Here is a 21493-nt window from a genome sequence, read left to right as displayed (position 1 = left end):
CGAAGACGACATAGCAAGAGCCTTTAAACACGAGGAAGTCTTAGTGTTTAAAGGCTCTTTGTCGTTATGGAGCCGCAGGGCGTCCCCGACCTTTAAAAACCCCACCTTATTTCTAAAGTTCCCACATTGTAAGGAGAATGGGAAATCGTGATAATAAAATCATCATCCAATCCATCACTATAAGGGGGATAAACGAATGATGAAAAAGAAAACGGCACTCCAAGCCCTGCTCGCAAGTACGCTGGCCGCGAGCTTGACCGCTTGCGGATCCGGAAGCACCGCCAGTACGGACGGCAATTCCGCTTCAACTCCCGCTGCCGGCGGCAACGATAAAAAAGGCGAAACGATCACCATTACTTTCCAAAACATTTATCCGGACCCGACCGAGCCGAAGAACGCCATGCTCAAGAAGATCGTCGCCGATTATCAATCCAAAAACCCGAAAATCAAGATCGAGCTCGACACGCTGAACACCGACCAGCAGAAGCTCAAACTCAAAACGCAAGCCGCTTCCAAGGAAGTACCGGATATCACGATCGTAAACCCTGCGGCACAAATGAAGCCTTTCGTCGATGCCGGACTGTTCGCTCCGCTAAACGACATGGTCGCGCAAAACGGATTAAAGGATACGTTCCAAAGTTCCATTCTGGACTCTTACACCTTCAACAACAATCTGTACGCGCTGCCTGACGGCAACAACATCGGCGTTGTCTACTACAACAAAGAGCTGTTCAAGCAGGCTGGCGTCGAAGTGCCCAAAACGTTCGAGGAAATCGTGGACGTGGTCAAGAAATTGAAAGCAAAAAACATTCAGCCGTTTGCGATCGGGGAAAAGGATTCCTGGACTGGTTCCTTCTTGTTCATGAACATTCTGCTCCGTACGAACGGCGGTCCCGGCTTCCTGCAAAGCGTTCTGGATGGCAAGAAGACATTCACCGATCCTGCATTCACCGATGCAGTAGACAGCTTCCAGGATCTTGTTCAAGCAGGCGCATTCCAGGAAGGCGCGACTTCCTTCGATTATAACGCGGGCGAGAACCTGTTCAAAACCGGCAAAGCCGCTATGTACTATATGGGAACTTGGGCAACGGGCGCCATCGAGACCTCTTCGGTCAACGGCAAAGTCGGCGTATTCAAATTTCCGACGGTCAAGGGAAAAGGAAATCCGGACGAATTCATGCTCGCGCCGGGCAGCGCCTTCGCCGTGTCGGCTAACAGCAAGCATTTGAAGGAAACGAAGGACTTCTTGAACTATTTCATGCTGAACTTCCCGAAAGAAGCATTCACGGCGAAGGGAGCGGTCGGTCTGGCCCAAAAGGTGGACGGCGACTTCAAAGCGGCCGGTTACTCCGATATGGCGATGGAAGTTTTGGGGCTTTTCAAGCAAGTCAAGGGCGGCGACCTGGCGTTCGACAATACGATGAACCCGGGAACGGCTCAAGGGCATCTGACGAGCATCCAAAACTTGTTCGTACAGAAGAAGAACGCTCAGGATGTTGCCAAAGAACATCAAACCGCTTACGAATCGAACAAAAAATAAGAGCTCTCAGCCGGATCGAAATCGCTCCTTTACCAGGCGGGTAGGGCGGCGGTTTCGATCCTCTTCATGTCGATAAAGCTCAAGAAAGGAGGGGGAAGCCAAGTGAACGTATTACGCGTCTCCAAATGGACCATTGCGGCTTTCGTTCTGCCTTGCCTGCTGCTCTATGTCAGTCTGGTCTTCGTTCCGATTCTCGTCTCCATGTACAGCGGTCTGCTCGATTGGAACGGGATCGGGGAATCTACATTCATCGGTCTTGACAATTTCAAGACGTTGTTGACCGCGGATCCCGTATTCTGGTCGTCCTTTCGCCGTACGTTCCTATTTGCCGTGTTCTCGATGGCTGAAATTCCGATAGCTCTGTTCGTCGCTATGCTGCTCAGCCGCTTTATCAAAAAACCGAACTTCCTGGTAGCGAGCTACTTCCTGCCGGTTATCCTCTCTGTCGTGATCGTCGGCCAGCTCTGGAAAACGATCTATAACCCGGCGGCCATGGGCGGGATGCTGAACCAGGTTCTCGATCTGCTGAACCTCGGAAGCTGGAAAAGATCGTGGCTGACCGACCCGGCCATTGCGATGTATTCCCTGTACTTCGTAGCTTTGTGGCAATACTTGGGCTATCATACGCTCATTCAATTTACCGGCATCCAGAACATCCCGGCCGATATTTATGAAGCGGCCAAGATCGATGGCGCCGAAGGACTGAAAGCGGACTGGTACATCACGTTTCCGATGAACGTTCCGATTTTCAAAATTTCGATCGTACTGGCGTTCATCGGCTCTCTGCAAGCTTTCGACATGATCATGGTCATGACAGGCGGAGGCCCGGCCCATGCGACCGACGTCATCTCGACGCATATGTACAACATGTCCTTCTTGTCCATGAAATACGGCTACGGCAGCGCCATCGCGGCTTCCCTGGTTATCGTATGCTTGATCGCGACCATGGTGATCAATCTGTTCTTCAACCGGCTCGAACGCAAATTTTCGTAGAAAGGAGAGTGTTCTCTCTTATGCAGCCGATATCCCGATCCGCAACGATCCGACCGGCCGTCCGGGCGAGAGGCAGTCGCTTCTCCTTCACGAAAGCGCTCGTCCTCATCTTCTTGTCTGCGCTGGTCGTTACTCAGCTGTATCCGCTGCTTTGGCTCGTTCTGTACTCGCTGAAGAGCAATGAGGAGATTTTATCCGGCGCCTTCTTCGCGCCTCCTTCTTCTCCTCAGTGGAAAAACTTCACCGATGCGATCCAGGCCGGCCACTACTTTCAATATTTGAAAAACAGCTTATTCGTGACTACGTTGACCATGGCGGGAGTTTTGCTGCTGAGCACGCTGGCCTCGTTCGCCATCAGCCGGTTCAAGTGGAGATACGGGCAAGCCGTCATGCTGGTTTTCCTGATCGGCCTGATGATTCCGCTGCAGGCGACTTTGCTGCCGCTTATGATTATTTTCAAAAACATGGGCATTCTCAATACGCATCTATCGATCATCCTGCCTTACATGGCGTTCCAGACGCCGATCGCCGTCTTCATCATGAGCGGATTCATGAAATCGATCCCTGCGGAAATCGAAGAATCGGCCGTTATGGACGGCGCGGGCATCATGCGGATTTTCGTCAACATCACCCTGCCGATCTCGGTTCCGCCGATGATGACCGTCAGCATTCTGACCTTTATCAATATATGGAACGAATATATTCTTGCAGCTACGTTCATCTCCGCGGAACGGTTAAAAACGCTGCCGTTCGGCGTGAACAGCTTCGTCAGCCAATACTCGGTCAACTACGGAGCGATCGGAGCATTCCTCGTCCTCGGGGCGCTGCCGGTTATCCTCATTTACTTCTTGCTTGCGGACAAAATTACAAAAGGGATGGTGGCGGGAGCGGTCAAAGGGTAAGCGGCCGCCCGCTTTTTTTGCGCTTCCATTATGTTACAATAGCGGGAGGGAGTGTGAGGAGGGGAGAGCCTCATGAGACGGAGCCTGAATTCCATTCATAGCCGGCTGTTTCTGCTGTTTCTGGCCTGCATGCTCATTCTGCTGTTTGTGGTAAGCTTTCTATACGACAGAAAGACGACCGAGATCATTCACGACAAAATCAGCGATCTGGCGGAAAAAAATATTTCGCAAACCGTCGGACTGTTCGACTTGCTGCTGCAGGGTTATGACAGCGTTACTAAATCATTGAACAGCAACTATGAGATGCTGCGTCTCATCGAGGAGCGCGATGCGAGCAAGGAAGAGGCTGTCAGCGTCATCAACGAGCGCACGGTCACGAACATTATCGGCGCGATCTATTATTCGCGGGACGATATCGTCGGTATCCACATCATTACCAATGGCGGCAAAAATTACAGCTACGAGCGGCGCTTCGCCCGCGTCATGGACGCCAACTACTTCACCTCGGACTGGTACCAGAAGCTTACGAGCTCCTCCGGCGAAATGGTTTGGCTCGGCCTGTATCCCGATTCGGTCATCAACCAGTTCAGCGAGGACCCGGTGTTCGTCTTCGGGCGCAAGCTGTTCGACCTGAGCGAGCATAAGGAGATTGGGGTCATGCTGATCGAAACGGATCCCCGGCCGATTGTTGCGGCGCTCTCGAACGTTACGATCAGCCCGAACAGCCGGGTCTATATTATCGACCGCCAAGACAGGATCATCGCCTCGACGGATCAGGCGAAGCGCCCTTCTTTAAGCGGCCTTCCCCGTCCGGAAGCGGAGAATATCGTCGTCGACAACGGGACCGACCAGCTCATTGTCGCGGCCAACGCCAAGCTGTCGGACTGGACCGTCTATGGCCTGACCCCCAAAGAGGATATCGACGCCCAGGTCGTCAAGACCCGCAACTATTTGCTGATCGTGGTCCTGGCGCTTGTGCTGGTCGCGACCGCTCTCGCCACGCTGATTTCCCGCAGCATGTCCTCGCCGCTCAAGCTGCTGATCCGCGAGATGAGGCAGGTCGAGATGGGGAATTTCAACGGCTCGGTCAAAGTCAAATCGTTCGACGAAATCAACTCGCTTGTTTCTTCCTTCAACCGGATGGTGTACCGGATGGACGAGTTGATCGAACGGATCAAGCTGGCCTCCATCAGTGAAAAAAACGCGGAGCTGCATGCTTTGCAGTCGCAGGTCAATCCGCATTTTCTATATAACACGCTGGATATGATCTATTGGATGCTCGACGAGCAAGAGAACGACCGGCTGGGGCGGGTGATTCTGGCATTATCGCAGATGTTCCGCTACAGCAGCGACTGGGAGGAAGCGTCCAAGACGACGCTGCGCCAGGAGCTGGAGCAGATGCAGCACTACATGACCATTATCGAGAACCGATTGGCCGGCCGGGTGCGAACGGAAATCCGCGTAGAGCCGGAGTGGCTGGATATTCCGCTGCCCAAGATGACTATTCAGCCGGTGATCGAGAACGCCGTCAAGTACGGATTGGAGCCGCTGCATGAGCGTGCGGGCGAGGTGCGCGTCTATACGGAAGCGGACGACGACGAGCTGCGTATCGTCATCCAGGATAACGGAGTAGGCATCGATCCGGACGTGCTGGAGAAGATACGCGCTTCGTTTCTAGGGGATACGGCGCCGACGGACGCGTCAGAGGGAGCAGCTCCCGTACGGATTGGCGGAAGCCCGGACAGTTTAGGCCCGAGTCCCCTCGAAAACGGACCTGCCGCCCTGTCGTCGCCCGGCAGAGCGCGCCGCGGAATCGGACTGACGAATGTCCATCGCCGGATGACTCTGATGTTCGGAGACGCATACGGACTTCAAGTCCGGAGTATTCGGGGGGAAGGAACGACGGTTGTCCTGACGATGCCGCTGCCCGCAAAGGAGGTTAGGCTCGATGATTCAGATCCTGATCGTAGACGATGAACATGTGATCCGCGAAGGCATCCAGCGGACGCTGCATAACCGCTTTTCCGAGTGTCGTATTCATCTCGCGGCCAATGCGGAGCAGGCGATCGCGCTGCTGCGCGAGCATCGCATCCATATCGTGCTGACGGATATTCTTATGCCCGGCATGACGGGACTCGAGCTGATGAAGGTTTCCCGTCACCGGCATCCTCAGCTCAAATGGGTCGTCATCTCGGCTCACTCCGAGTTCGCCTACGCCCAGGAGGCCGTCCGGCTCGGCGCCAAGGACTACCTGCTCAAACCGATCGGCAAGGAAGCGCTTGGCGACATGATCGAGAAGCTGAGCGCCGATATCAGCAAGGAAACGGCGCAGACGGAGGAAGCGGAGCTGCTCAAGCGGAATCGCAAATATTTGCAGGAGGCCGTCTTCCAGCGCTTCGCGGCCGGGCTCGATACGGGCCGCATCGATATGGGCGCGATGATCGAGCATCATCCGCATTTTCATTTGATCATGATCAAGATGGAGGCCGACCGTGCGGTTCGGCTGGAGCTGTATATCATCGAGAACGTGCTGTCGGAGCTGATCGAACGGTACGGCGCCGGCTTCGTCACCGTCCACGACAGCCGCAGCCTGCTCGGCCTCGTCACGCTGCATGGCGAAGCCCGGCTTGCCGGGCTGCTCGGCGAGCTGCGCAGCCACCTGATCAGTTATTTGCGGGTGCCGTTCCAGATCATGCATACCGAGCGGATCGACCGATTCTCGGCGGTGCCCGAGGAGGTGCAGCGTATGCGTCAGGCATCGACGACGCAGATCTACGAGCACCATGCGACCGGGAGCGGAGAACGCTCCGTCGAGGTGGCGCAGCAGTACATGCGGTCACATTATCAGGACGATTTGTCGCTGGAGAAGGTGGCGGCGATCGTGTACCTCAACCCGGTCTATTTCAGCCAGCTCTTCAAGCAGAAGACCGGGCAGGGCTTCAAGGAATACGTCATCCAGCTTCGGCTGGAAAAGGCGAGGCTGCTGCTGGCAAATCCCAAGCGCAAGCTGGCCGACATCGCCGAGCTCATCGGCTATCAGGATGTGCGGCATTTCGCGCAGGTGTTCCGCAAGCGGTATGGCGTCACTCCGTCGGAATATCGGCAGGAAGCGGCGCATGAGGCCGGGGCGAAGGCGGACGATATAGGGTAGGGCTGGAGTTAGTTGCTATTGCGCTCATGATGGCAAGCATGCAAAGAGGAGAAGGCGGACCTTCTCCTCTTTGCAAATTTTTAACGTTTAAAGAAAGTTTATCTTCGTTCTTATTTTTTTCTGTATCCATCGCCTTGACCGCTATGCCAACCGCCATGCGATCCGCCATGCGATCCGCCATGCGATCCGCCATGCGATCCGCCCTGCATTCCGCCCTGCATTCCGTCATGCGTTCCGCCCTGCATTCCGCCCTGCATTCCGTCATGCGTTCCGCCCTGCATTCCGCTGTGGTGATAATGATGCCCCGTTTGATAATGCCCGTAAGGGTAGCCACCGTACCCGTAGGGGTGGTAATAATGCGGGTGATAACCGTGATGATAATAGGGGTGTACTTGATGCTGGTGTTGACTATAAGGATGGTAAGGGTGATAAGCCATAATAAAGCCCCCTCCTGATGGTTTACAGTCATCATATGATCAAGTTATTTAACAGGATGCTTGCCTGTATGAAATGGGCGGATGTTGGACCGGGATAGGCGGGGGCGCTATTGACTGCTACATTGTACTAGTGTAATAATACAATAGTGTGAAGAAAGCGGGTGAATGCGCGTGCTGAATTTTTATGAGCTTAAGCTCAACAACCGGGAGGCCGTTTATGTACAAGTCGTTATGTACGTAAAACGGCAAATTATGCTTCGCAGGGTGGTGTCGGGAGACAAGCTGCCGTCCAGACGGGAGATCGCCGCGCAGCTTAATATAAACCCCAATACGGTTCAAAAGGCGTTTAAGCTCATGGAAGATGAAGGCTTTGTGCGCACAAGCAGTACGCAGGGCAGCGTCATTTTCGTCGATGAGGCTATTTCGGCCCGAATCGAGGCGGAGCTCACCCGCAATCTCGTCATATCGTTCATCGAGTCGGCGAAGGACATGCAGCTTTCGTTCAAATCGGTCGTCGAATTGATCAGCGAGCATTGGGAATAATCGGGATACGGATTTTTTTTGCACTTATTGTACTACTATACTAATACAAGGCGAGGTGGTTGTTCTGAAATAAGAAATGAGCTGCCGTCATTACCCGTTTGCGCGGATCGGTTCAGCCGATGTCACTGCAAAGACCAGCGTCCGTTAGACCAAGTCCGACTGACCAATCTTTTTCTAAGTCCGGCGCATGTAGGCGCGCACTGTAAGCGGCGCAAAGACAGCTACAATGGCTGCGGCTCCAATGAGGAAGATGCCGAGATCCGCCCCGATCGTATTCGCGCCTCCCCGGCATCCGGCCGCAGCAAAGTCGCCAGCATCCGAATCGTCGTTGTCTTGCCGGCCCCATTCGGACCAAGCACGCCGTAGATCGAGCCGGCACGAACGTTCAAGTCTACGCCGTCCACCGCCCGATTGTCGCCGAACGTCTTGACGAGCCCTCGAGCTTCCACGGCCCATTCCGTATTGTCCGAACGTGCTTCCTTCCGTGTATTGTCCATCGAGCTTTCTCCTTTTTTCGAACCGTTTTAAGGATTGTGCGTTACCCGCATCCATATATTTGCATTGTAAGGATATATAGCCGGACATGAAACCCTCGTAAGAACGATTTGCCATTCGGTCCGCAGACCGATAAGCCGTAAGCCGGTACATGTTTCTAGGAAACGGGTTATTTGGATTGACAGACGAAGAAGCGGTTGTTAAGATTCAAATAATTAATCATATCGGATTAATAAGGAATGGCCGATACGACAGGGGAGAGACGAACTTGAACATCGAGTGGACTATTCGAGCGGAGCGGCCGCTCGCGGCCGAACACATACTCGAGCCGGCAACGCCAGCCCGCGGCGGTTTCGCTGCGGCAAGCGCTTATGGGCCCGGCTGCGATTGCGAATACGGGAAAAGCAGATGGGCCTGATACCGACGTCTCAAGGCCTGCATCGATTCGCCGCGCGAAAAACGGCCGTTCTCGCGCGATTGTCCGCTTACCGGCTCCGGCTGGTCGGCTTTACGTTTCTGATCGGGGCGCTGCCGCTGCTTGCTATCGGGTACTTCTCGTATCATCTGTTCACCGGAGAGCTTCAGACGAAGGCGGCGCAGACGAACTTGCAGCTGCTCGGCCAAACTCGCGGAGAGTTGGAAAACATGCTGGCCAAAATCGATTACGGAGCGATTCAATTCGCCGGCTCCCCCTATGTGTCGGAATGGATGCGCAAGCCGCTGACCGAGGAAAACTACGAGGCGTATCAAGCATTGGCCGGGATGATGAGCAAGCTCTCCTCCGGCAACCCCGGCATCCGCTCGTTAACTTTGGTCAATCTCGACTACGACTGGGCGATCGACCGTACCCGTTTGAACCGGCTGAGCAGTCTTGCCGGGATGCAGCGGTATGCGGACTACGCGTCGCTGCCGAACGCATCCGCCTGGCTGACCGAATCTTCGGGGGAAGGCGGGAATGCGCTCGTCTTTGTCCGCAAGCTGCCGGTTGCCACGGGCGCGGCGAAGCCTTCCGGATTGCTCGTGGCGGAAATCGATTTGCCGGAGATGGCCAGACGGTTAAGCGAGAAGAACATCGGGGCGATTTTGGACGCGGATTACCGGACGCTTCTCGGCGCCGCCGAAACGCCGAAGATGAAGGAGCCGCTCGAAGCTTCCGTGCGCAAGTTCGTTTCCGACCGTCCGGACATGCAAGGAACGTTCCGGATCGGCGACGACGGTTCCATAGGCGTCATGTACACGCGTTCGCCGTATACGGGCTGGACGATCGTTTCCGTTTACTCCTTGCACGAGCTGCGGCGCGACGCGAGCTCCATCGGATGGATGACGCTTGCGGCATGTTTGGCTTTACTGGCCGTTACGGCGGCGTTCGTCTGGTTCGGCTCAAAAAAGATGTACCGTCCGGTCAAAAAGCTGCACGATATTCTCGCGCAAGCGGGACGAGCCGCCCCCGGCCCGGATCGAGGAAGGTTCCGGGACGATTTCGGACAGATCGAGCAAGGGGTGGCGCATCTGATGAATGCGGAATCGCAGATGCGGCGGCAGGTTGCCGTCGTGCTTCCGCAGGCGAAGGAGTTGTTCGCTCTCCAGCTCTTTACCGGTCAGTTGCAGAAGGAGCAAGCGGAGGAGAAACGGCGCCTCCTGGAGCTTCCCGGCGCCTGGGAACGGCTCGCCGTGTTCGCGCTCCAGTTCGAGCCCGCGAGCGACGCAGCCGTCTCGATCGACCGGGACGTCATCTTGTTCGCCATCGGCCGGCTCGTCGAGGAAACGCTGCCGGCCGGCGAATATTTGAAGCCGGTCTTGCTCGGCCGGACGCAGGCTGTACTGATGATCCAGCCGGACGGAACGGAGGAAGCATGGAGGACGGAGCTTAGCAGGCGGGGCGAAGCGATTCGGGTTCGGGCGGCCGAAACGCTCGGCGTTCAGGCGAGCATCGGCGTCAGCCGTCCGTTTCACTCGCTCGGAGAAGCGACGAGGGCTTACGCAGAAGCGTCGGACGCTTTGTCGTGCCGGCTCCGCTTCGGCCCCGGCGTCGTCGTCCATTACGACGAGACGGAATCCGACGGACACCGTCCGCTGGCCGATTACCCGGAGCCGCTCGAGCGGCAGCTTCTGGAGGCGGTCCGCATGTCCCGCCGCGACTGGGCCGACGAGGCTCTGAACGCGTTTTTTCGTTATTTGGTCGAGCGCGACGTATCGCCGGGGCAGTTTCATTACATGACGCTCCGGCTGCTGTCCGGATTGCTGGACTTGATACGCGGGGAAGCGGCCTTTTTGCGCGATTTGTTCGGCGGCCGGGCGGCGCTGGAGCGGCTGGCGCAGGCGGAGTCGGTCGAGGAGAAGAAGGAATGGCTTCGGCTTGAGGTGCTCTATCCGGTTGTCGAGCTGCTCGCCGCGCGAATCGAGGAGCAGCACGACAGCATTACGAAGGATACGCTGAAGATCATCCACGAACGGTTCGGCACCGAGCTGACGCTCGAAAGCTGCGCCGCGCAGCTTCATTTTCATCCGAACCATGTCGGCCGCGTGTTCAAAAAATCGCTTGGCGTTTCGTTCAGCGATTATTTGGCGCAATACCGGCTGGGCTTGTCCAAACGGTGGCTGACGGAAACGGACTGGAAAATCGGCGACATTTCCGCCAAGCTCGGCTACAACAGCTCCGCCGCATTCGTCCGCTATTTCCGCAATATGGAAGGAGTGACGCCGGGCGAATACCGGAAGAAGACGCAGGCGGCGCCGCGTTCCGAGCCCGGGCCGGCTGCTCCGGCGACCTAATATCGCGTACGCCATAAGGCGCGCCAATCGGAAATCGATTCGGCGCGCCTTATTTGTCATTGGACAGCATGGGGAAGGGCGACGCCGGACGGCGCGTCCGTCATCCGCGCGTCTATCCTGAACAAAGCATGCAGAGAAAGAGCGGGTTGCGAAATGGATACGACCGGCGAAAAACGGTCTACAGAGCTGCATTATTCCGGGCGGAATAGGTTGTTTAAGGGATGTGGACGATTGAGCGCAAGCGTCCTTATAATCGGCGTAAGCGATGCAGCTCTTCGATCGGACTGCCGAAGAAGGGGCATGCGGATTGCATCGAAAGCATCACGAGCGGGAGCTTCGACCCGCAAACGGGAGGACCTATGACGATTTTCAGGAAGTTGGCCAAGGACAAGCTGCTCTATCTGATGCTGCTGCCGGGCGCGGTGTACTTCGCCGTGTTCAAATATGCGCCGATGTGGGGCGTGTTGATGGCTTTTCAAAACTACATGCCGCATCTTGGCTTTTGGAATAGCCCATGGGTCGGCTTCAAGCATTTCGAGCGTTTTTTCGGCGAGCCGGAGTTTTGGCGGCTGTTCCGCAACACGCTGCTGCTCGGGGTGTACAACATCGCTTTCTTTTTCCCGCTGCCGATCGTATTCGCCCTGCTGCTGAACGAGGTGAGGCAGGCCGTATACAAGAAGTTCGTACAAACGCTTGTGTACATTCCGCACTTTGTGTCGTGGGTCGTGATCGTCGGGGTGTATTACATCTTCTTCACTACCGAAGGCGGGCTTGTCAACGAGCTGATCCGGGCGTTCGGCGGGCAAGAAGTCGCTTTCCTGATGGAGCCCGGCTGGTTCCGTACGCTGGTGACGTCGCAGATTATTTGGAAAGAAACGGGCTGGGGCACGATCATTTTTTTGGCGGCTCTCGCGGGCGTCGACCCGGGGCTGTACGAATCGGCCCGAATGGACGGCGCGAACCGGTGGAGGCAAATGTGGCACATTACACTGCCGGCGATACGCAGCACGATCATCATCCTGCTTATTTTACGGCTCGGCCATTTTTTGGACTCGCATTTTTCACAAATTTTTCTCATGCTCAACGCACTCAACCGCGAGGTGGGCGAAGTGTACGACACGTACGTCTATACCGCTGGCCTGCAGCGCGGCCAATTCAGCTATACGACGGCCGTCCAGCTGTTCAAAAACGGCGTCGGGCTCCTGCTGGTCGCAGCGGCCAACCGGCTGGCCAAAAGATTCGGGGAAGAGGGGGTGTACTGATCGATGGTGGAGGATCGCACCTTGCCCGGTCGCTTGTTTGACGCGGTCAACCGCGCCGTATTGCTCCTGCTCGCGCTGGCGGCCGTGTTTCCGTTCGTCTACGTGGCGGTTCATTCGTTTTCCGATTCGGAAGGGCTGCTGCCGCGAGGCTGGACGCTGGACGCCTACCGCTACATTTTCTCGACCCGTACGCTTCCCAGGGCGCTGCTCGTATCGGTCGGCATCACGGTCGTCGGAACGCTGCTGTCGCTTGCGCTTACCGCGCTGACGGCTTATCCGCTTTCGCGCAAAGCGCTTGCCGGCCGGAGAATCGCCTTGTTTCTCGTGTTATTTACGATCTTGTTCAGCGGGGGCATGATTCCGACCTATTTTGTCGTGAAAAACGTCGGCCTGATCGACAGCTACTGGGCGCTGGTCGTTCCCGGAGCGATCAGCTCGTTCAATCTGATCGTGATGAAAAACTTTTTCCAGCAGCTGCCGGAAGGCCTCGAGGAGGCGGCCAAAATTGACGGGGCGAGCGAGTTCGGCACGTTTTTCCGCATCGTGCTGCCGTTGTCGACGCCCGCGCTCGCCACCTTCGCTTTGTTTTACGCCGTAAGCAACTGGAACGAATACGTCGACGCGGTGCTTTATATCAACAGTACGGCCAAATGGCCGATACAGGTGCTTATGCGCAACATGATCATGATGGCGGGCAGCAGCATCGGCGATTCGTCGGAGCTCGCCGGGGGGCTCGTGCCGCCGAAATCGATTCGGATGGCGGTCATCGTCGTATCGACAATTCCCATATTGCTCGTTTACCCGTTTCTGCAAAAACATTTCGCCCAAGGCTTATTGCTGGGCTCGGTGAAAGGATGAACGCATGTGAAGCCCCATATCGTCTGGATCAGCTGCGATCAGCTGCGCGCCGACTGGCTCGGCATAGGCGGCCATCCGGTCGTCATGACGCCGCATATTGACGAGCTTGCTTACGAAGGCGTCCGGTTTCAGGCCGCCATGAGCGAATGCCCGACTTGCGTGCCCGCGCGCCGGATTATGATGACCGGACGCAATCCGTACGGCGTGAACATGAACAAAAACCGCGAAAGCCAGCCGTTTTCCGAAGGGCCGAAGCTGGCGGAACTGCTTGCCCGGGCGGGCTATCAAACGTTCGCCGCCGGCAAGCTGCACACGTCGCCGAAGCGAAACCGGATCGGCTTCGAGGAGGTGCAGCTGAACGAGGAAGGCCGCGTCGACCATATCGGCTGGAAGGACGACTACGAACGGTTTCTCGACGATAACGGCTGGTCCCACGTGCGCTACACGCACGGTCTCGGCAACAATCAGTACGGGGCGCGGATCGATCCGCTTCCGGAGCGGCTGACGTCGACCCATTGGACGGCGCAAAAAGCGATGGAATTTATCGAGCGGCGCGATCCGACGAGACCGTTTTTCCTCCACCTGTCGTTCGACAAGCCGCATCCGCCGCTCACACCGCCGCAGAGCTACTACGATCTGTACCGTGACGCCGTCATGCCGGAGCCGGTCGTCGGCGAATGGACCGAAAGCAAGCTGCCGAGCCGGGTCCGCTTCATGCGGCTTCGCCACAATTACGAGCAGTGGCGGGAGCATCCGCTTATGGTCCAGCAGACGCTGAAGGGCTACGCTGCCTTGATCACCCATATCGACAGCATGATCGGGGTATTTCTCGGAACGCTGCGGGAGCACAAGCTGCTGGACGATACGCTGATCGTGTTCACCAGCGATCACGGGGACAACTTGTTCGATCACGGCACGTTTGCGAAAGGGGATTTTTTCCGCGGCTCGGCCAGCATCCCGTTTATCGTCCGGCCGCCGCGGCCACGCGGCGAAGCGGACCGGTTTGCGCGGGGGAAGACGGACCGCGAATCGCCGGTCGCCCTGATGGACGTGATGCCGACGCTGCTCGACGCATGCGGCATCCCCATCCCCGAATCGGTCAGCGGCACAAGTTTGCTGCCGCTGCTGGGGAGAGAAGCGACCGGCACGTTCCGGCCGTATACGTGCGGGGTTTGCGGCACGGTATATGCCGTAAGCGACGGCGCGACCAAGTACATTTGGTACAGCGAAGACGATCTTGAGTTTTTGTTCGACGTTCGCGAAGATCCGAACGACTGCCGCGATCTCGCCGGCGATTCGGCTTACCGGGAGGCGCTCGAGACGCAGCGCGGCCGGCTGCTCGCCTGGCTGGAAGAGCATGGCGATCCGCATGCGGCGGCCGGCCGGCTGCAGCCGATCGCGTACGATTGGCGGCTCGACGAGGCGCATGCGACGACAAGCTGGAATAACCGGGGAAGACATTGAAAAAAGAGGGGGAACTCCAATGAAAAACCGACTGCCTTATGCAAAAAAAACGACCGTCCTCATCTCCTCGCTGGCGATGCTGGGCACTCTGCTGACCGCCTGCGGCGGGGATGCGTCTCCAAAAGGGGAGGCGAAGAGCCCAGGCGCCGCAGCGTCCAACGAGCCGCTCAAGCTGTCGGTGCTCGTCAATTATATCGGCGAAGCGCCGCAGCCCGGCAACGAGGTGCAGAAGACGATCGAAAAGCTGACGAACAGCGACCTCGACATCCAGTGGCTGACCGACATCAAGGAGAAGCTGCCGGTGATGGTCGCATCCGGCACGCTGCCGAAGGTCGTGTCGGTGACGAACAGCCAGCTTAAGCTGCCTTATATGGTCGCGGCGATGCGCGGGGGCACGTTCTGGAACTTGACGCCTTACTTGAAAGACTACCCGAACTTGGCGGCGATCGATCCGCTCATTTACCAGAACACGTCGCTGGACGGCCAAGTCTACGGGCTGCCCGCCGTTCGTCCGGTCAGCCGGGGGGCGATCACGTACCGCGCCGACTGGTTCAAGAAGCTCGGGCTGCGCGAGCCGCAAACGCTTGACGACTTTTACGTCGTTCTGAAGGCGATCGCGTCCGGCGATCCCGACGGATCGGGCAAAGCCGACAAATACGGCTACCTCGAATTCAAATCGCTCGGCATCGTCGACCGCGTCGCCATTTGGCTCGGGGCGCCCAACGATTGGGGCATCGCGGACGGCAAGCCGGTGTACGCGCCGACGACCGGCGCCTATCTCGAATCGCTGAGATTCGTCAAAAAGCTGTACGACGAGAAGCTGATCAACCGCGATTTCGCCGTGATGGAGAAATCGGCTTGGGAGGCGGCTTTTCTCCAGGGCAAAGGGGCGATGCTGTCCAACATTACGGACACGCCGTTCAAGCTCGAGGAGCAGCTGAAAAAGACGAATCCGCAAGCGGAGCTGAACATGTTCAACCGGCTGCCCGGCTTGAAGGGCGGTCCGGCCAAAGCGGAGAACGGCTCCAACGGCATTTTCTCGATTCCGAAATCGAGCGTCAAGACGGAGGCGGAACTGAAGCGGATTCTTGCCTTTTTCGACCGGCTTGGCGGTCCCGAATTGTCTACGCTGTTCAAGTGGGGACTCGAAGGCAAGCATTACAAAATCGAGAATGGCCAGCCGGTCTACATCGATGCGAAGCTGTATAATCTCGAAGTATTTCCTTACCAGAAGCTGATGGCCGCGGACGACGCCAAAGCGCTCAAGGGCAGCGAGCCGCCGCTTGTCGCCAAGGGGGCCGAGCTGAACAAGGACAATGCGAAGCATGCGGTCGCGAACGCAGCCGAGGCGCTCGTATCCGAAACGTATGCGGAAAAGGGCGGCCAGCTCGACAAGCTGATCGAGGACGCCAAGACGAAATTCGTCATGGGCAAAATCGACGAGGAAGGCTGGAGGCAGGCGCTTGAGCAGTGGCGCAAATCCGGAGGCGACCAGGTGACGGAAGAATATGCGGCTGCCTATGCCAAAGTGAAGAAATGACGGACGCGCGCCCGAATATTTTGCTGATCATGGCCGACCAGCTTCGGAGCGATTGGCTCGGATGCGCGGGCAACGCGGGCGTGGACACGCCCCATATCGATTCGCTCGCCGCGCGCGGAGTCCGTTTTGCCAAAGCGTCGTGCACGTCCCCGGTATGCGCGCCGAGCCGGGCGTCCCTCGCCTCGGGCCTGCTGCCGCACCGAACCGGCGTCCTGCACAACAAGCACAACTACCCGCGCGACTGCCCGACTTATTATCAGGCGCTGCGCGGGGCGGGCTATCGGGTCGGCGTCGTCGGGAAAACCGATCTGCACAAGGCCGATCATGACTACGGAGCCGACGGGGATTTGCCGCTGCTGTACCATTTCGGGTTTACGCAGCCGCATGAGACGGAGGGCAAAGGCAATGCCTCCAAGCCGGCGGCGTCGTCGGAGGCGGGCGAATTTCGTCTCGCCGGGCCGTACCAGCGGTACTTGCGGGACAAAGGACTGCTCGAGCCGTTTCTGGACGACCGGAAGCGGCGGAGCCGGCAGTCCGTCTGGCATGCCGATCCGTGCCCGCTCGATCCCGCGGACGTTCACGACAGCTATATCGGACGCAAGGCGTGCGAATGGATCGAGCGCGTAAACGGCGACGCGCCATGGCACTTGTTCGTCAGCTTCGTCGGCCCGCACAATCCTTGGGATGCGCCGGAGAGCTATGCTTGCCGCTATGCGGAGCGGGAGTATCCCGAATCCGTCGGCCCCGAAGCGGACGGAAAGCCGGAGGCGGTCCGCCTCCGCATGGAGAAGCAGTCGCGGGAGCTGACACCGGAAGGACTGCTGCGGGTCAAACGGCATTACGCCGCGGCAATCCGGCTGATCGACGATTGGGTCGGACAGCTACTGGAGCGGATTGAGCGAAAAGGCTTGACGGACCGGACGATCGTCGTGTTTTGCGCCGATCACGGGGAAATGCTGGGCGATCACGGCCTGTTTTTGAAGACGGTTCATTACGAAGGGGCGCTGCGCGTCCCGCTCATTGTCGCCGATCCCCGGCGCGGCCATCCGGGGGCGGTCAGCGACGCCTTGGTCGAGCTGAACGACTTGCACCCGACGATGCTGGATTGGGCGGGGGCGGAATACGCCGCCTCCCGCCTGGACGGCAAATCGCTGCTGCAGGTATTGACGGACCCGGGGCGGGCGCATAAGGCTTACCAGGTTAGCGAGCTGCTGAACAGCCGGATGATCGCCGACCGGTCCTACAAATATATCGAAACGTACAATGACAAGCCGGAGCTGTACGATCTGGAAGCCGATCCGGGGGAGCGGACGAATGTGGCCGAGGAGCGGCCGGAGGTGGCAGCGAGAATGCTGAGAATGCTCAAGGAGGCGTGCAAATAGACGTGCAAACAGGCGTGGAAACGGAACGTCAGGGAACGTTAGGCGGCGAACGGCCGAACGTGCTATGGATATTGTGCGATCAGATGAGGGCCCAGGCGACAAGCATATACGGCGATTCGAACGTGTCCACGCCGGAAATCGACCGGCTGGCCAAGGAAGGGGTCCGCTTCGTCGGCGCGGTATCGGGCACGCCATGGTGCACGCCGTTCCGGGGAGCGCTGCTGACCGGCCAATATCCGCACCAGTCGGGGGTACTCGGCAACTATTACCCGCTTCCTGCGGAAGCGAAAACGATCGCTCATCAGTTCCGGGATCACGGCTACCGGACTTGCTGGATCGGCAAATGGCATTTGGCCGGTCGCGGTACGGATGCGGCGGAGCTTCCTCCCGAGCTTCGCCGGGATTCACGGAGGTTCGTGCCGCCAGAGCGGCGCGGCGGCTTCGAGCATTGGTTCGCTTACGAGAACAACAACAAACCATACGACTGCTGGGTGCATACGCACGAGTCCGCCAGCGGGGAAGCGTATCGGCTGTCCGGATACGAAACCGACAGCTTGACGGATCTCGCAATCGACTGGATCGAGAAGCAAACCCGCGGGCAAGACGGAAACGAGAAGCCGTTTTTCGCCGCTCTTTCCGTACAGCCGCCCCATTCGCCGTACGACCTGCCGCCCGGGGCCCAGGGCGCGCGCACGCCGGATTCGATCCGTTTCCGACCGAACGTGCCGGGCGTTGACTGGGTGCGAGAGCAGGCGGCGCGCGAGCTGGTCGGCTATTACGCGGCGATCGAGCGGCTGGACTGGAACGTCGGACGTATTCGGCGGGCGCTGGAAAGACTCGGCATCGACAAGAAGACGTACATCGTCTTTTTCAGCGATCACGGCGATATGCACGGCTCGCACGGACAGTTTCGCAAAAGCTGCCCTTGGGAGGAGGCGGTGCGGATTCCGTTTATTATCGGAGGACCGCCGGACATGTCGGGAGCCGCCAGCATAGCGGACGACCCGCTCAATCACGTAGACATCGCCCCGACGACGCTAGGGCTGTGCGGCATCCCCAAGCCGAACTGGATGGTCGGCAGCGATTATTCCGGGAATGCCACTGGCGTGAAGCCCGCGACCCCGCCTCCGGACAGCGCCTACCTCAGTCTCGTCGTCCCTTCGGGAGTCCGCGATGGACTGGATCGTCCGTTTCGCGGCATCGTCACGCGGGACGGCTGGAAATATGTCGCGCTGGAGCGTCAGCCGTGGCTCCTGTTCCGGTTGACCGACGATCCTTACGAGCAGGTCAACTTGGCACACGTTCGCCGGTATCATCCGTTTCGCGAGCCTTTGCACCGCCGGCTCGCCCAGTGGATCGAGGAGACGGGCGACCGCTTTGCGTTGGAGTAAAGCGGCCGCCCGATTTCCAGGTTGACCTAATCTTCATGGTCAAGCCTTCGCAATCCGCCGGGGCGACGGAGTCCGGACAGCTGGCGCAGCAGCTTCTGCTGCTCTTCGACGGCGCCATGGTCGCCGCACGTATGGACCGCAACACGGACATCGTCATCACAGCCCGCGGCGTCGCGGCCGCGTTGATTGCCGCTGCGCTGGACTTCGGCGAAAGATGATAGCCCGGGAACGCGAAAACCGCCAAACACTTGGAACTCCTTGTGTTTGGCGGTTTAACCGATCAATATTTCTTTCTTAGAACGAATATGGTGCCGCTATAAGCAAGAAGCACGAAAGCAAGAAGGCAAGTTAGAGCAAACGTATATTGCACACCGTTTAATGCGTTAAGCGCATTTGCGAGGAAAATGATCATGTAACCGAGCAGGAAGGAAACGAATCCGGCCATCCCCGCTTTCCCCAATATTTTGTCGCCTCTCTCGTCATTTCCTTCTTTTTTCATAAAACGAATGACGAAAATAAACGTAGCAAGTCCCAAAAACGAAAGAAAAGAACCGATGAAGTTAAGCATTGTACGACCTCCTGTTTTACAATTTGTATTGAAACACTTCGTGAATTTCTTTTCCAAAAACAGAGGCGATTTCAAACGCCAAAATTAAAGAAGGGTTATAACGGTTTGCCTCGATAGAGGCGATGGTCTGTCTGCTAACTCCAACTTGATTGGCCAATTCTTGCTGGGACCATTTCTTTTCAGCTCTGAGAACGGGAATGGTATTGATCAGTTCGCCGTTTTTATTCATTACATGGGGTCACCGCCTATCCTCAAACGAAATGTAATATATTTTTAACATATCGTAATTTATTTTTAACTTATTGTCAATATTATACGACATTCTCTCCGGCATTGTGCTCGCAGATCCACCGATCTCCTTCCAACCATTGAAGCAAAACGTAATAATCGCCCTGCCCAGTGAATATGGGCAAGGCGATTATTTTTTCTATGTGAGAAGACCTCAAACCATGTGGAGATTTGGCTCCTCAAATATGTATTTCTTTAATATGGAGGTCATTGCGCTTGCTTAGGTCGATAAACTCATCGCCGGTTTTAATCAGCGGGGATTCCAGATGATGCGGATTCAAGTAAACGACATCGCCAACTCGGCCATCGGTTAATACGACACGTTCCCCAACGATTTTCCTCATGATATTATCCAGAAACACCGTAACGATGTTCGGGTCCAATTCTCCGAAAATCCCCTTCCTCATCTGAATGACAATTTCATGGAAGGATAGGGGATGGTGGTATGGACGTTTCGAGGACATGGCATGAAAAATATCCGCGACCGCTACAATTTTACTGAACAAATGGATCTTGTCCTCTTTGAGGCCAAAGGGATACCCTTTGCCGTCATTTCGTTCATGGTGCTGCAAGGCGGCGAGAGGGATGCGCGGATTCAATCCGATCGTTTCCTTCAACAGCTCATATCCGTATACGGTATGTTTTTTCACTAGGGCGTATTCGTCGTTCGACAGCTTCCCGGGCTTATTCAATATTTCAACCGGAATTTTAACTTTTCCGACATCATGCAATGTCGCTGCCAGGGAAAGGATGGAAATGTCCGACTCCGTCAAACTCATCCATCTGCCTATTAGCGTAGAGATAATGCCGACGGCGATATTATGCTGATAGGTGTACTCGTCGGTTGCCTTAACCGATTCAAATAATTGAAAAACATTGGAATATGCCGCCGCTTGCTGAACGAATGGCAAAATCTTTTGCCTGATTTCCAAAAGCGGAACTTTACGAGAACTCTCGATGGAATGAAACAATTCCTTTGACGTATCGACAGTTCGCTTCATAGATCGCCTGAATTCCTGATCATCCCCGGTTATAAAAGGAATTAAGGAAGGATCGACGACATGATTTCTTAATAAATGGACATGTTCTTCCGTTATTTTTGTTTTTGCGGGAACGAGGACTGTCCCGTTCGAGTTCGTAATATCGTGTTTGGCGATTTTGCCTATATATTCGTCCATATCCCATTCCTCTCACAAATGTTCAAAGGTGTTGAGCGTAGTTTTTGTCATACTTGTCCCTGTACATCTTACGATCCGCAATCTCGATCAGATCTTTCAGTTCCGTACCCTCATCCGGATAGATGGCGTAACCGATGGAAACGGTAACATCCATGGATATCATTTTCGATAAGGACTTATATTCAAGACGCAGACGGTCTTGCGGTTGATTGATCCAAGACTCGTCCGGATTCGGAACAAGAATCAAAAATTCATCGCCTCCCCATCTAACAATATAATCTGTGACTCTGAACAAATTCTTTAGGACAATAGAAATCCGCTGCAGGACAAAATCGCCCATGGAATGATTGTATTGATCGTTGATTGATTTGAAATTATCGACATCGATTAAGAGAATGATTAGTTTCCGGGATTTTTTGTCGGACAACTGTTTCAGTTTAGGGAAAATAGTAGCCAAGAATCTGCGATTGTAGCTTTCGGTCAATAAATCTTTTTCGGAAAGATACTTAACCTCGTCGTATTGTTTACCCATTCCCCAACCTATAGCTAAGAAGCAGACTGTGGCAATCACATAAATCATATCCAAGAATCCATGAAATACATAGTTATAAAGTAATAAACCGAGAGAACTGGTCACGACAACCAGTAAAGAGATGAAGCGTCCCCTGTATTTCATGCTAGTAGCATCTCCTTGTAAATTTTCCCCATTGTATATCTACTTTAAGTCTA

At 56.2% G+C, this 21493-nt stretch carries 20 protein-coding genes and 2 pseudogenes; 15 read left to right on the top strand and 7 right to left on the bottom strand.

Going from position 1 to position 21493, the window contains the following annotated elements; genetic code table 11:
- Nucleotides 1–199: 199 nt before the first annotated feature.
- The 5 genes from ABD796_RS04745 (at nucleotide 200) to ABD796_RS04725 (ending at nucleotide 6586) form a co-directional block, all read left to right on the top strand.
- The gene (locus tag ABD796_RS04745) at nucleotides 200–1540 is read left to right on the top strand and encodes an extracellular solute-binding protein (RefSeq protein WP_344904225.1); all 1341 of its coding nucleotides are present in this window, start codon (nucleotides 200–202) and stop codon (nucleotides 1538–1540) included.
- Nucleotides 1541–1642: 102 nt separating this feature from the next.
- Nucleotides 1643–2533 carry a carbohydrate ABC transporter permease gene (locus ABD796_RS04740; RefSeq protein ID WP_344903586.1) on the top strand — a complete coding sequence of 297 codons (891 nt, stop codon included), beginning with the start codon at nucleotides 1643–1645 and terminating at the stop codon, nucleotides 2531–2533.
- Nucleotides 2534–2553: 20 nt separating this feature from the next.
- The gene (locus tag ABD796_RS04735; RefSeq protein ID WP_344903584.1) at nucleotides 2554–3435 is read left to right on the top strand and encodes a carbohydrate ABC transporter permease; all 882 of its coding nucleotides are present in this window, start codon (nucleotides 2554–2556) and stop codon (nucleotides 3433–3435) included.
- A gap of 72 nt (nucleotides 3436–3507) precedes the next feature.
- Nucleotides 3508–5412: a sensor histidine kinase gene (locus ABD796_RS04730; protein ID WP_344903582.1), complete on the top strand. Its 1905-nt coding sequence runs from the start codon at nucleotides 3508–3510 to the stop codon at nucleotides 5410–5412.
- Nucleotides 5387–6586 (top strand): response regulator, encoded by a 1200-nt coding sequence (locus ABD796_RS04725; protein WP_344904222.1) that lies wholly within the window; start codon nucleotides 5387–5389, stop codon nucleotides 6584–6586. Before ABD796_RS04730 ends, ABD796_RS04725 begins: the two co-directional genes overlap by 26 nt.
- Before the next feature lie 110 nt (nucleotides 6587–6696).
- Here the strand turns inward: ABD796_RS04725 and ABD796_RS04720 are convergent, their stop codons facing one another.
- Nucleotides 6697–7023, bottom strand: coding sequence for a hypothetical protein (locus ABD796_RS04720; protein ID WP_344903580.1), 327 nt, complete (start codon nucleotides 7021–7023; stop codon nucleotides 6697–6699).
- Between the two features lie 165 nt (nucleotides 7024–7188).
- On the opposite strand from ABD796_RS04720, the gene ABD796_RS04715 reads away from it, so the two are divergent.
- Nucleotides 7189–7566, top strand: a complete 378-nt coding sequence (locus tag ABD796_RS04715; RefSeq protein WP_344903578.1) for a GntR family transcriptional regulator — start codon at nucleotides 7189–7191, stop codon at nucleotides 7564–7566.
- Nucleotides 7567–7740: 174 nt separating this feature from the next.
- On the opposite strand, the pseudogene ABD796_RS04710 reads toward ABD796_RS04715, so the two are convergent.
- Nucleotides 7741–7845 (bottom strand): annotated as a pseudogene (locus ABD796_RS04710) (ABC transporter permease); the annotation flags it as partial.
- Nucleotides 7839–8063: pseudogene (locus ABD796_RS04705) on the bottom strand (ATP-binding cassette domain-containing protein); the annotation flags it as partial. The pseudogenes ABD796_RS04710 and ABD796_RS04705, both read right to left, overlap by 7 nt.
- 266 nt (nucleotides 8064–8329) lie before the next feature.
- Between ABD796_RS04705 and ABD796_RS04700 the strand changes: the two are divergent.
- From ABD796_RS04700 to ABD796_RS04660, 9 genes are all read left to right on the top strand, one after another.
- Nucleotides 8330–8479, top strand: a complete 150-nt coding sequence (locus ABD796_RS04700) for a hypothetical protein (protein WP_344903576.1) — start codon at nucleotides 8330–8332, stop codon at nucleotides 8477–8479.
- Nucleotides 8470–10833, top strand: coding sequence for a helix-turn-helix domain-containing protein (locus ABD796_RS04695; protein WP_344903574.1), 2364 nt, complete (start codon nucleotides 8470–8472; stop codon nucleotides 10831–10833). The genes ABD796_RS04700 and ABD796_RS04695 overlap by 10 nt, the downstream gene beginning before the upstream one ends.
- A 359-nt stretch (nucleotides 10834–11192) precedes the next feature.
- Nucleotides 11193–12095, top strand: coding sequence for an ABC transporter permease (locus ABD796_RS04690; protein ID WP_344904219.1), 903 nt, complete (start codon nucleotides 11193–11195; stop codon nucleotides 12093–12095).
- Nucleotides 12096–12098: 3 nt separating this feature from the next.
- The gene (locus tag ABD796_RS04685; protein ID WP_344903571.1) at nucleotides 12099–12953 is read left to right on the top strand and encodes a carbohydrate ABC transporter permease; all 855 of its coding nucleotides are present in this window, start codon (nucleotides 12099–12101) and stop codon (nucleotides 12951–12953) included.
- Between the two features lie 6 nt (nucleotides 12954–12959).
- Nucleotides 12960–14417, top strand: a complete 1458-nt coding sequence (locus tag ABD796_RS04680) for a sulfatase-like hydrolase/transferase (RefSeq protein WP_344903568.1) — start codon at nucleotides 12960–12962, stop codon at nucleotides 14415–14417.
- Between the two features lie 19 nt (nucleotides 14418–14436).
- A complete protein-coding gene (locus ABD796_RS04675; RefSeq protein WP_344903565.1) occupies nucleotides 14437–15957 on the top strand; it encodes a type 2 periplasmic-binding domain-containing protein in 1521 nt (506 codons plus the stop codon).
- Nucleotides 15954–17339: a sulfatase family protein gene (locus ABD796_RS04670; RefSeq protein WP_344903562.1), complete on the top strand. Its 1386-nt coding sequence runs from the start codon at nucleotides 15954–15956 to the stop codon at nucleotides 17337–17339. Before ABD796_RS04675 ends, ABD796_RS04670 begins: the two co-directional genes overlap by 4 nt.
- A gap of 2 nt (nucleotides 17340–17341) precedes the next feature.
- Nucleotides 17342–18730 carry a sulfatase family protein gene (locus tag ABD796_RS04665; RefSeq protein ID WP_344903559.1) on the top strand — a complete coding sequence of 463 codons (1389 nt, stop codon included), beginning with the start codon at nucleotides 17342–17344 and terminating at the stop codon, nucleotides 18728–18730.
- 35 nt (nucleotides 18731–18765) lie between these two features.
- On the top strand, nucleotides 18766–18948 hold the full coding sequence (locus ABD796_RS04660) for a hypothetical protein (protein ID WP_344903556.1): 183 nt from the start codon (nucleotides 18766–18768) through the stop codon (nucleotides 18946–18948).
- A 62-nt stretch (nucleotides 18949–19010) separates the two neighbouring features.
- On the opposite strand, the gene ABD796_RS04655 is transcribed toward ABD796_RS04660, so the two are convergent.
- The 4 genes from ABD796_RS04655 to ABD796_RS04640 all read right to left on the bottom strand — a co-directional run bounded on the left by ABD796_RS04655 (nucleotide 19011) and on the right by ABD796_RS04640 (nucleotide 21440).
- A complete protein-coding gene (locus ABD796_RS04655) occupies nucleotides 19011–19298 on the bottom strand; it encodes a DUF2178 domain-containing protein (RefSeq protein WP_344903553.1) in 288 nt (95 codons plus the stop codon).
- A 16-nt stretch (nucleotides 19299–19314) separates the two neighbouring features.
- On the bottom strand, nucleotides 19315–19527 hold the full coding sequence (locus ABD796_RS04650; protein ID WP_344903550.1) for a helix-turn-helix transcriptional regulator: 213 nt from the start codon (nucleotides 19525–19527) through the stop codon (nucleotides 19315–19317).
- Between the two features lie 238 nt (nucleotides 19528–19765).
- Nucleotides 19766–20764: an HD-GYP domain-containing protein gene (locus tag ABD796_RS04645; protein ID WP_344903547.1), complete on the bottom strand. Its 999-nt coding sequence runs from the start codon at nucleotides 20762–20764 to the stop codon at nucleotides 19766–19768.
- A gap of 22 nt (nucleotides 20765–20786) precedes the next feature.
- Nucleotides 20787–21440, bottom strand: a complete 654-nt coding sequence (locus ABD796_RS04640; RefSeq protein ID WP_344903544.1) for a GGDEF domain-containing protein — start codon at nucleotides 21438–21440, stop codon at nucleotides 20787–20789.
- Nucleotides 21441–21493 lie beyond the last annotated feature (53 nt).

The sequence above is a fragment of the Paenibacillus hodogayensis genome, from assembly GCF_039536325.1.
GTDB lineage: Bacteria > Bacillota > Bacilli > Paenibacillales > NBRC-103111 > Paenibacillus_AB > Paenibacillus_AB hodogayensis.
The sequence above is the reverse complement of the archived record's forward strand: the minus strand, read 5'-3'. Positions and strand labels throughout refer to the sequence as shown.

Coding starts and splice junctions, on each gene's coding strand:
- ABD796_RS04715 (WP_344903578.1), top strand. CDS start 7,189: ATGCGCGTGCTGAATTTTTATGAGCTTAAGCTCAACAACCGGGAGGCC.
- ABD796_RS04650 (WP_344903550.1), bottom strand. CDS start 19,527: ATGAATAAAAACGGCGAACTGATCAATACCATTCCCGTTCTCAGAGCT.
- ABD796_RS04685 (WP_344903571.1), top strand. CDS start 12,099: ATGGTGGAGGATCGCACCTTGCCCGGTCGCTTGTTTGACGCGGTCAAC.
- ABD796_RS04735 (WP_344903584.1), top strand. CDS start 2,554: ATGCAGCCGATATCCCGATCCGCAACGATCCGACCGGCCGTCCGGGCG.
- ABD796_RS04690 (WP_344904219.1), top strand. CDS start 11,193: ATGACGATTTTCAGGAAGTTGGCCAAGGACAAGCTGCTCTATCTGATG.
- ABD796_RS04640 (WP_344903544.1), bottom strand. CDS start 21,440: ATGAAATACAGGGGACGCTTCATCTCTTTACTGGTTGTCGTGACCAGT.
- ABD796_RS04660 (WP_344903556.1), top strand. CDS start 18,766: ATGGTCAAGCCTTCGCAATCCGCCGGGGCGACGGAGTCCGGACAGCTG.
- ABD796_RS04645 (WP_344903547.1), bottom strand. CDS start 20,764: ATGGACGAATATATAGGCAAAATCGCCAAACACGATATTACGAACTCG.
- ABD796_RS04745 (WP_344904225.1), top strand. CDS start 200: ATGAAAAAGAAAACGGCACTCCAAGCCCTGCTCGCAAGTACGCTGGCC.
- ABD796_RS04730 (WP_344903582.1), top strand. CDS start 3,508: ATGAGACGGAGCCTGAATTCCATTCATAGCCGGCTGTTTCTGCTGTTT.
- ABD796_RS04695 (WP_344903574.1), top strand. CDS start 8,470: ATGGGCCTGATACCGACGTCTCAAGGCCTGCATCGATTCGCCGCGCGA.
- ABD796_RS04670 (WP_344903562.1), top strand. CDS start 15,954: ATGACGGACGCGCGCCCGAATATTTTGCTGATCATGGCCGACCAGCTT.
- ABD796_RS04655 (WP_344903553.1), bottom strand. CDS start 19,298: ATGCTTAACTTCATCGGTTCTTTTCTTTCGTTTTTGGGACTTGCTACG.
- ABD796_RS04675 (WP_344903565.1), top strand. CDS start 14,437: ATGAAAAACCGACTGCCTTATGCAAAAAAAACGACCGTCCTCATCTCC.
- ABD796_RS04720 (WP_344903580.1), bottom strand. CDS start 7,023: ATGGCTTATCACCCTTACCATCCTTATAGTCAACACCAGCATCAAGTA.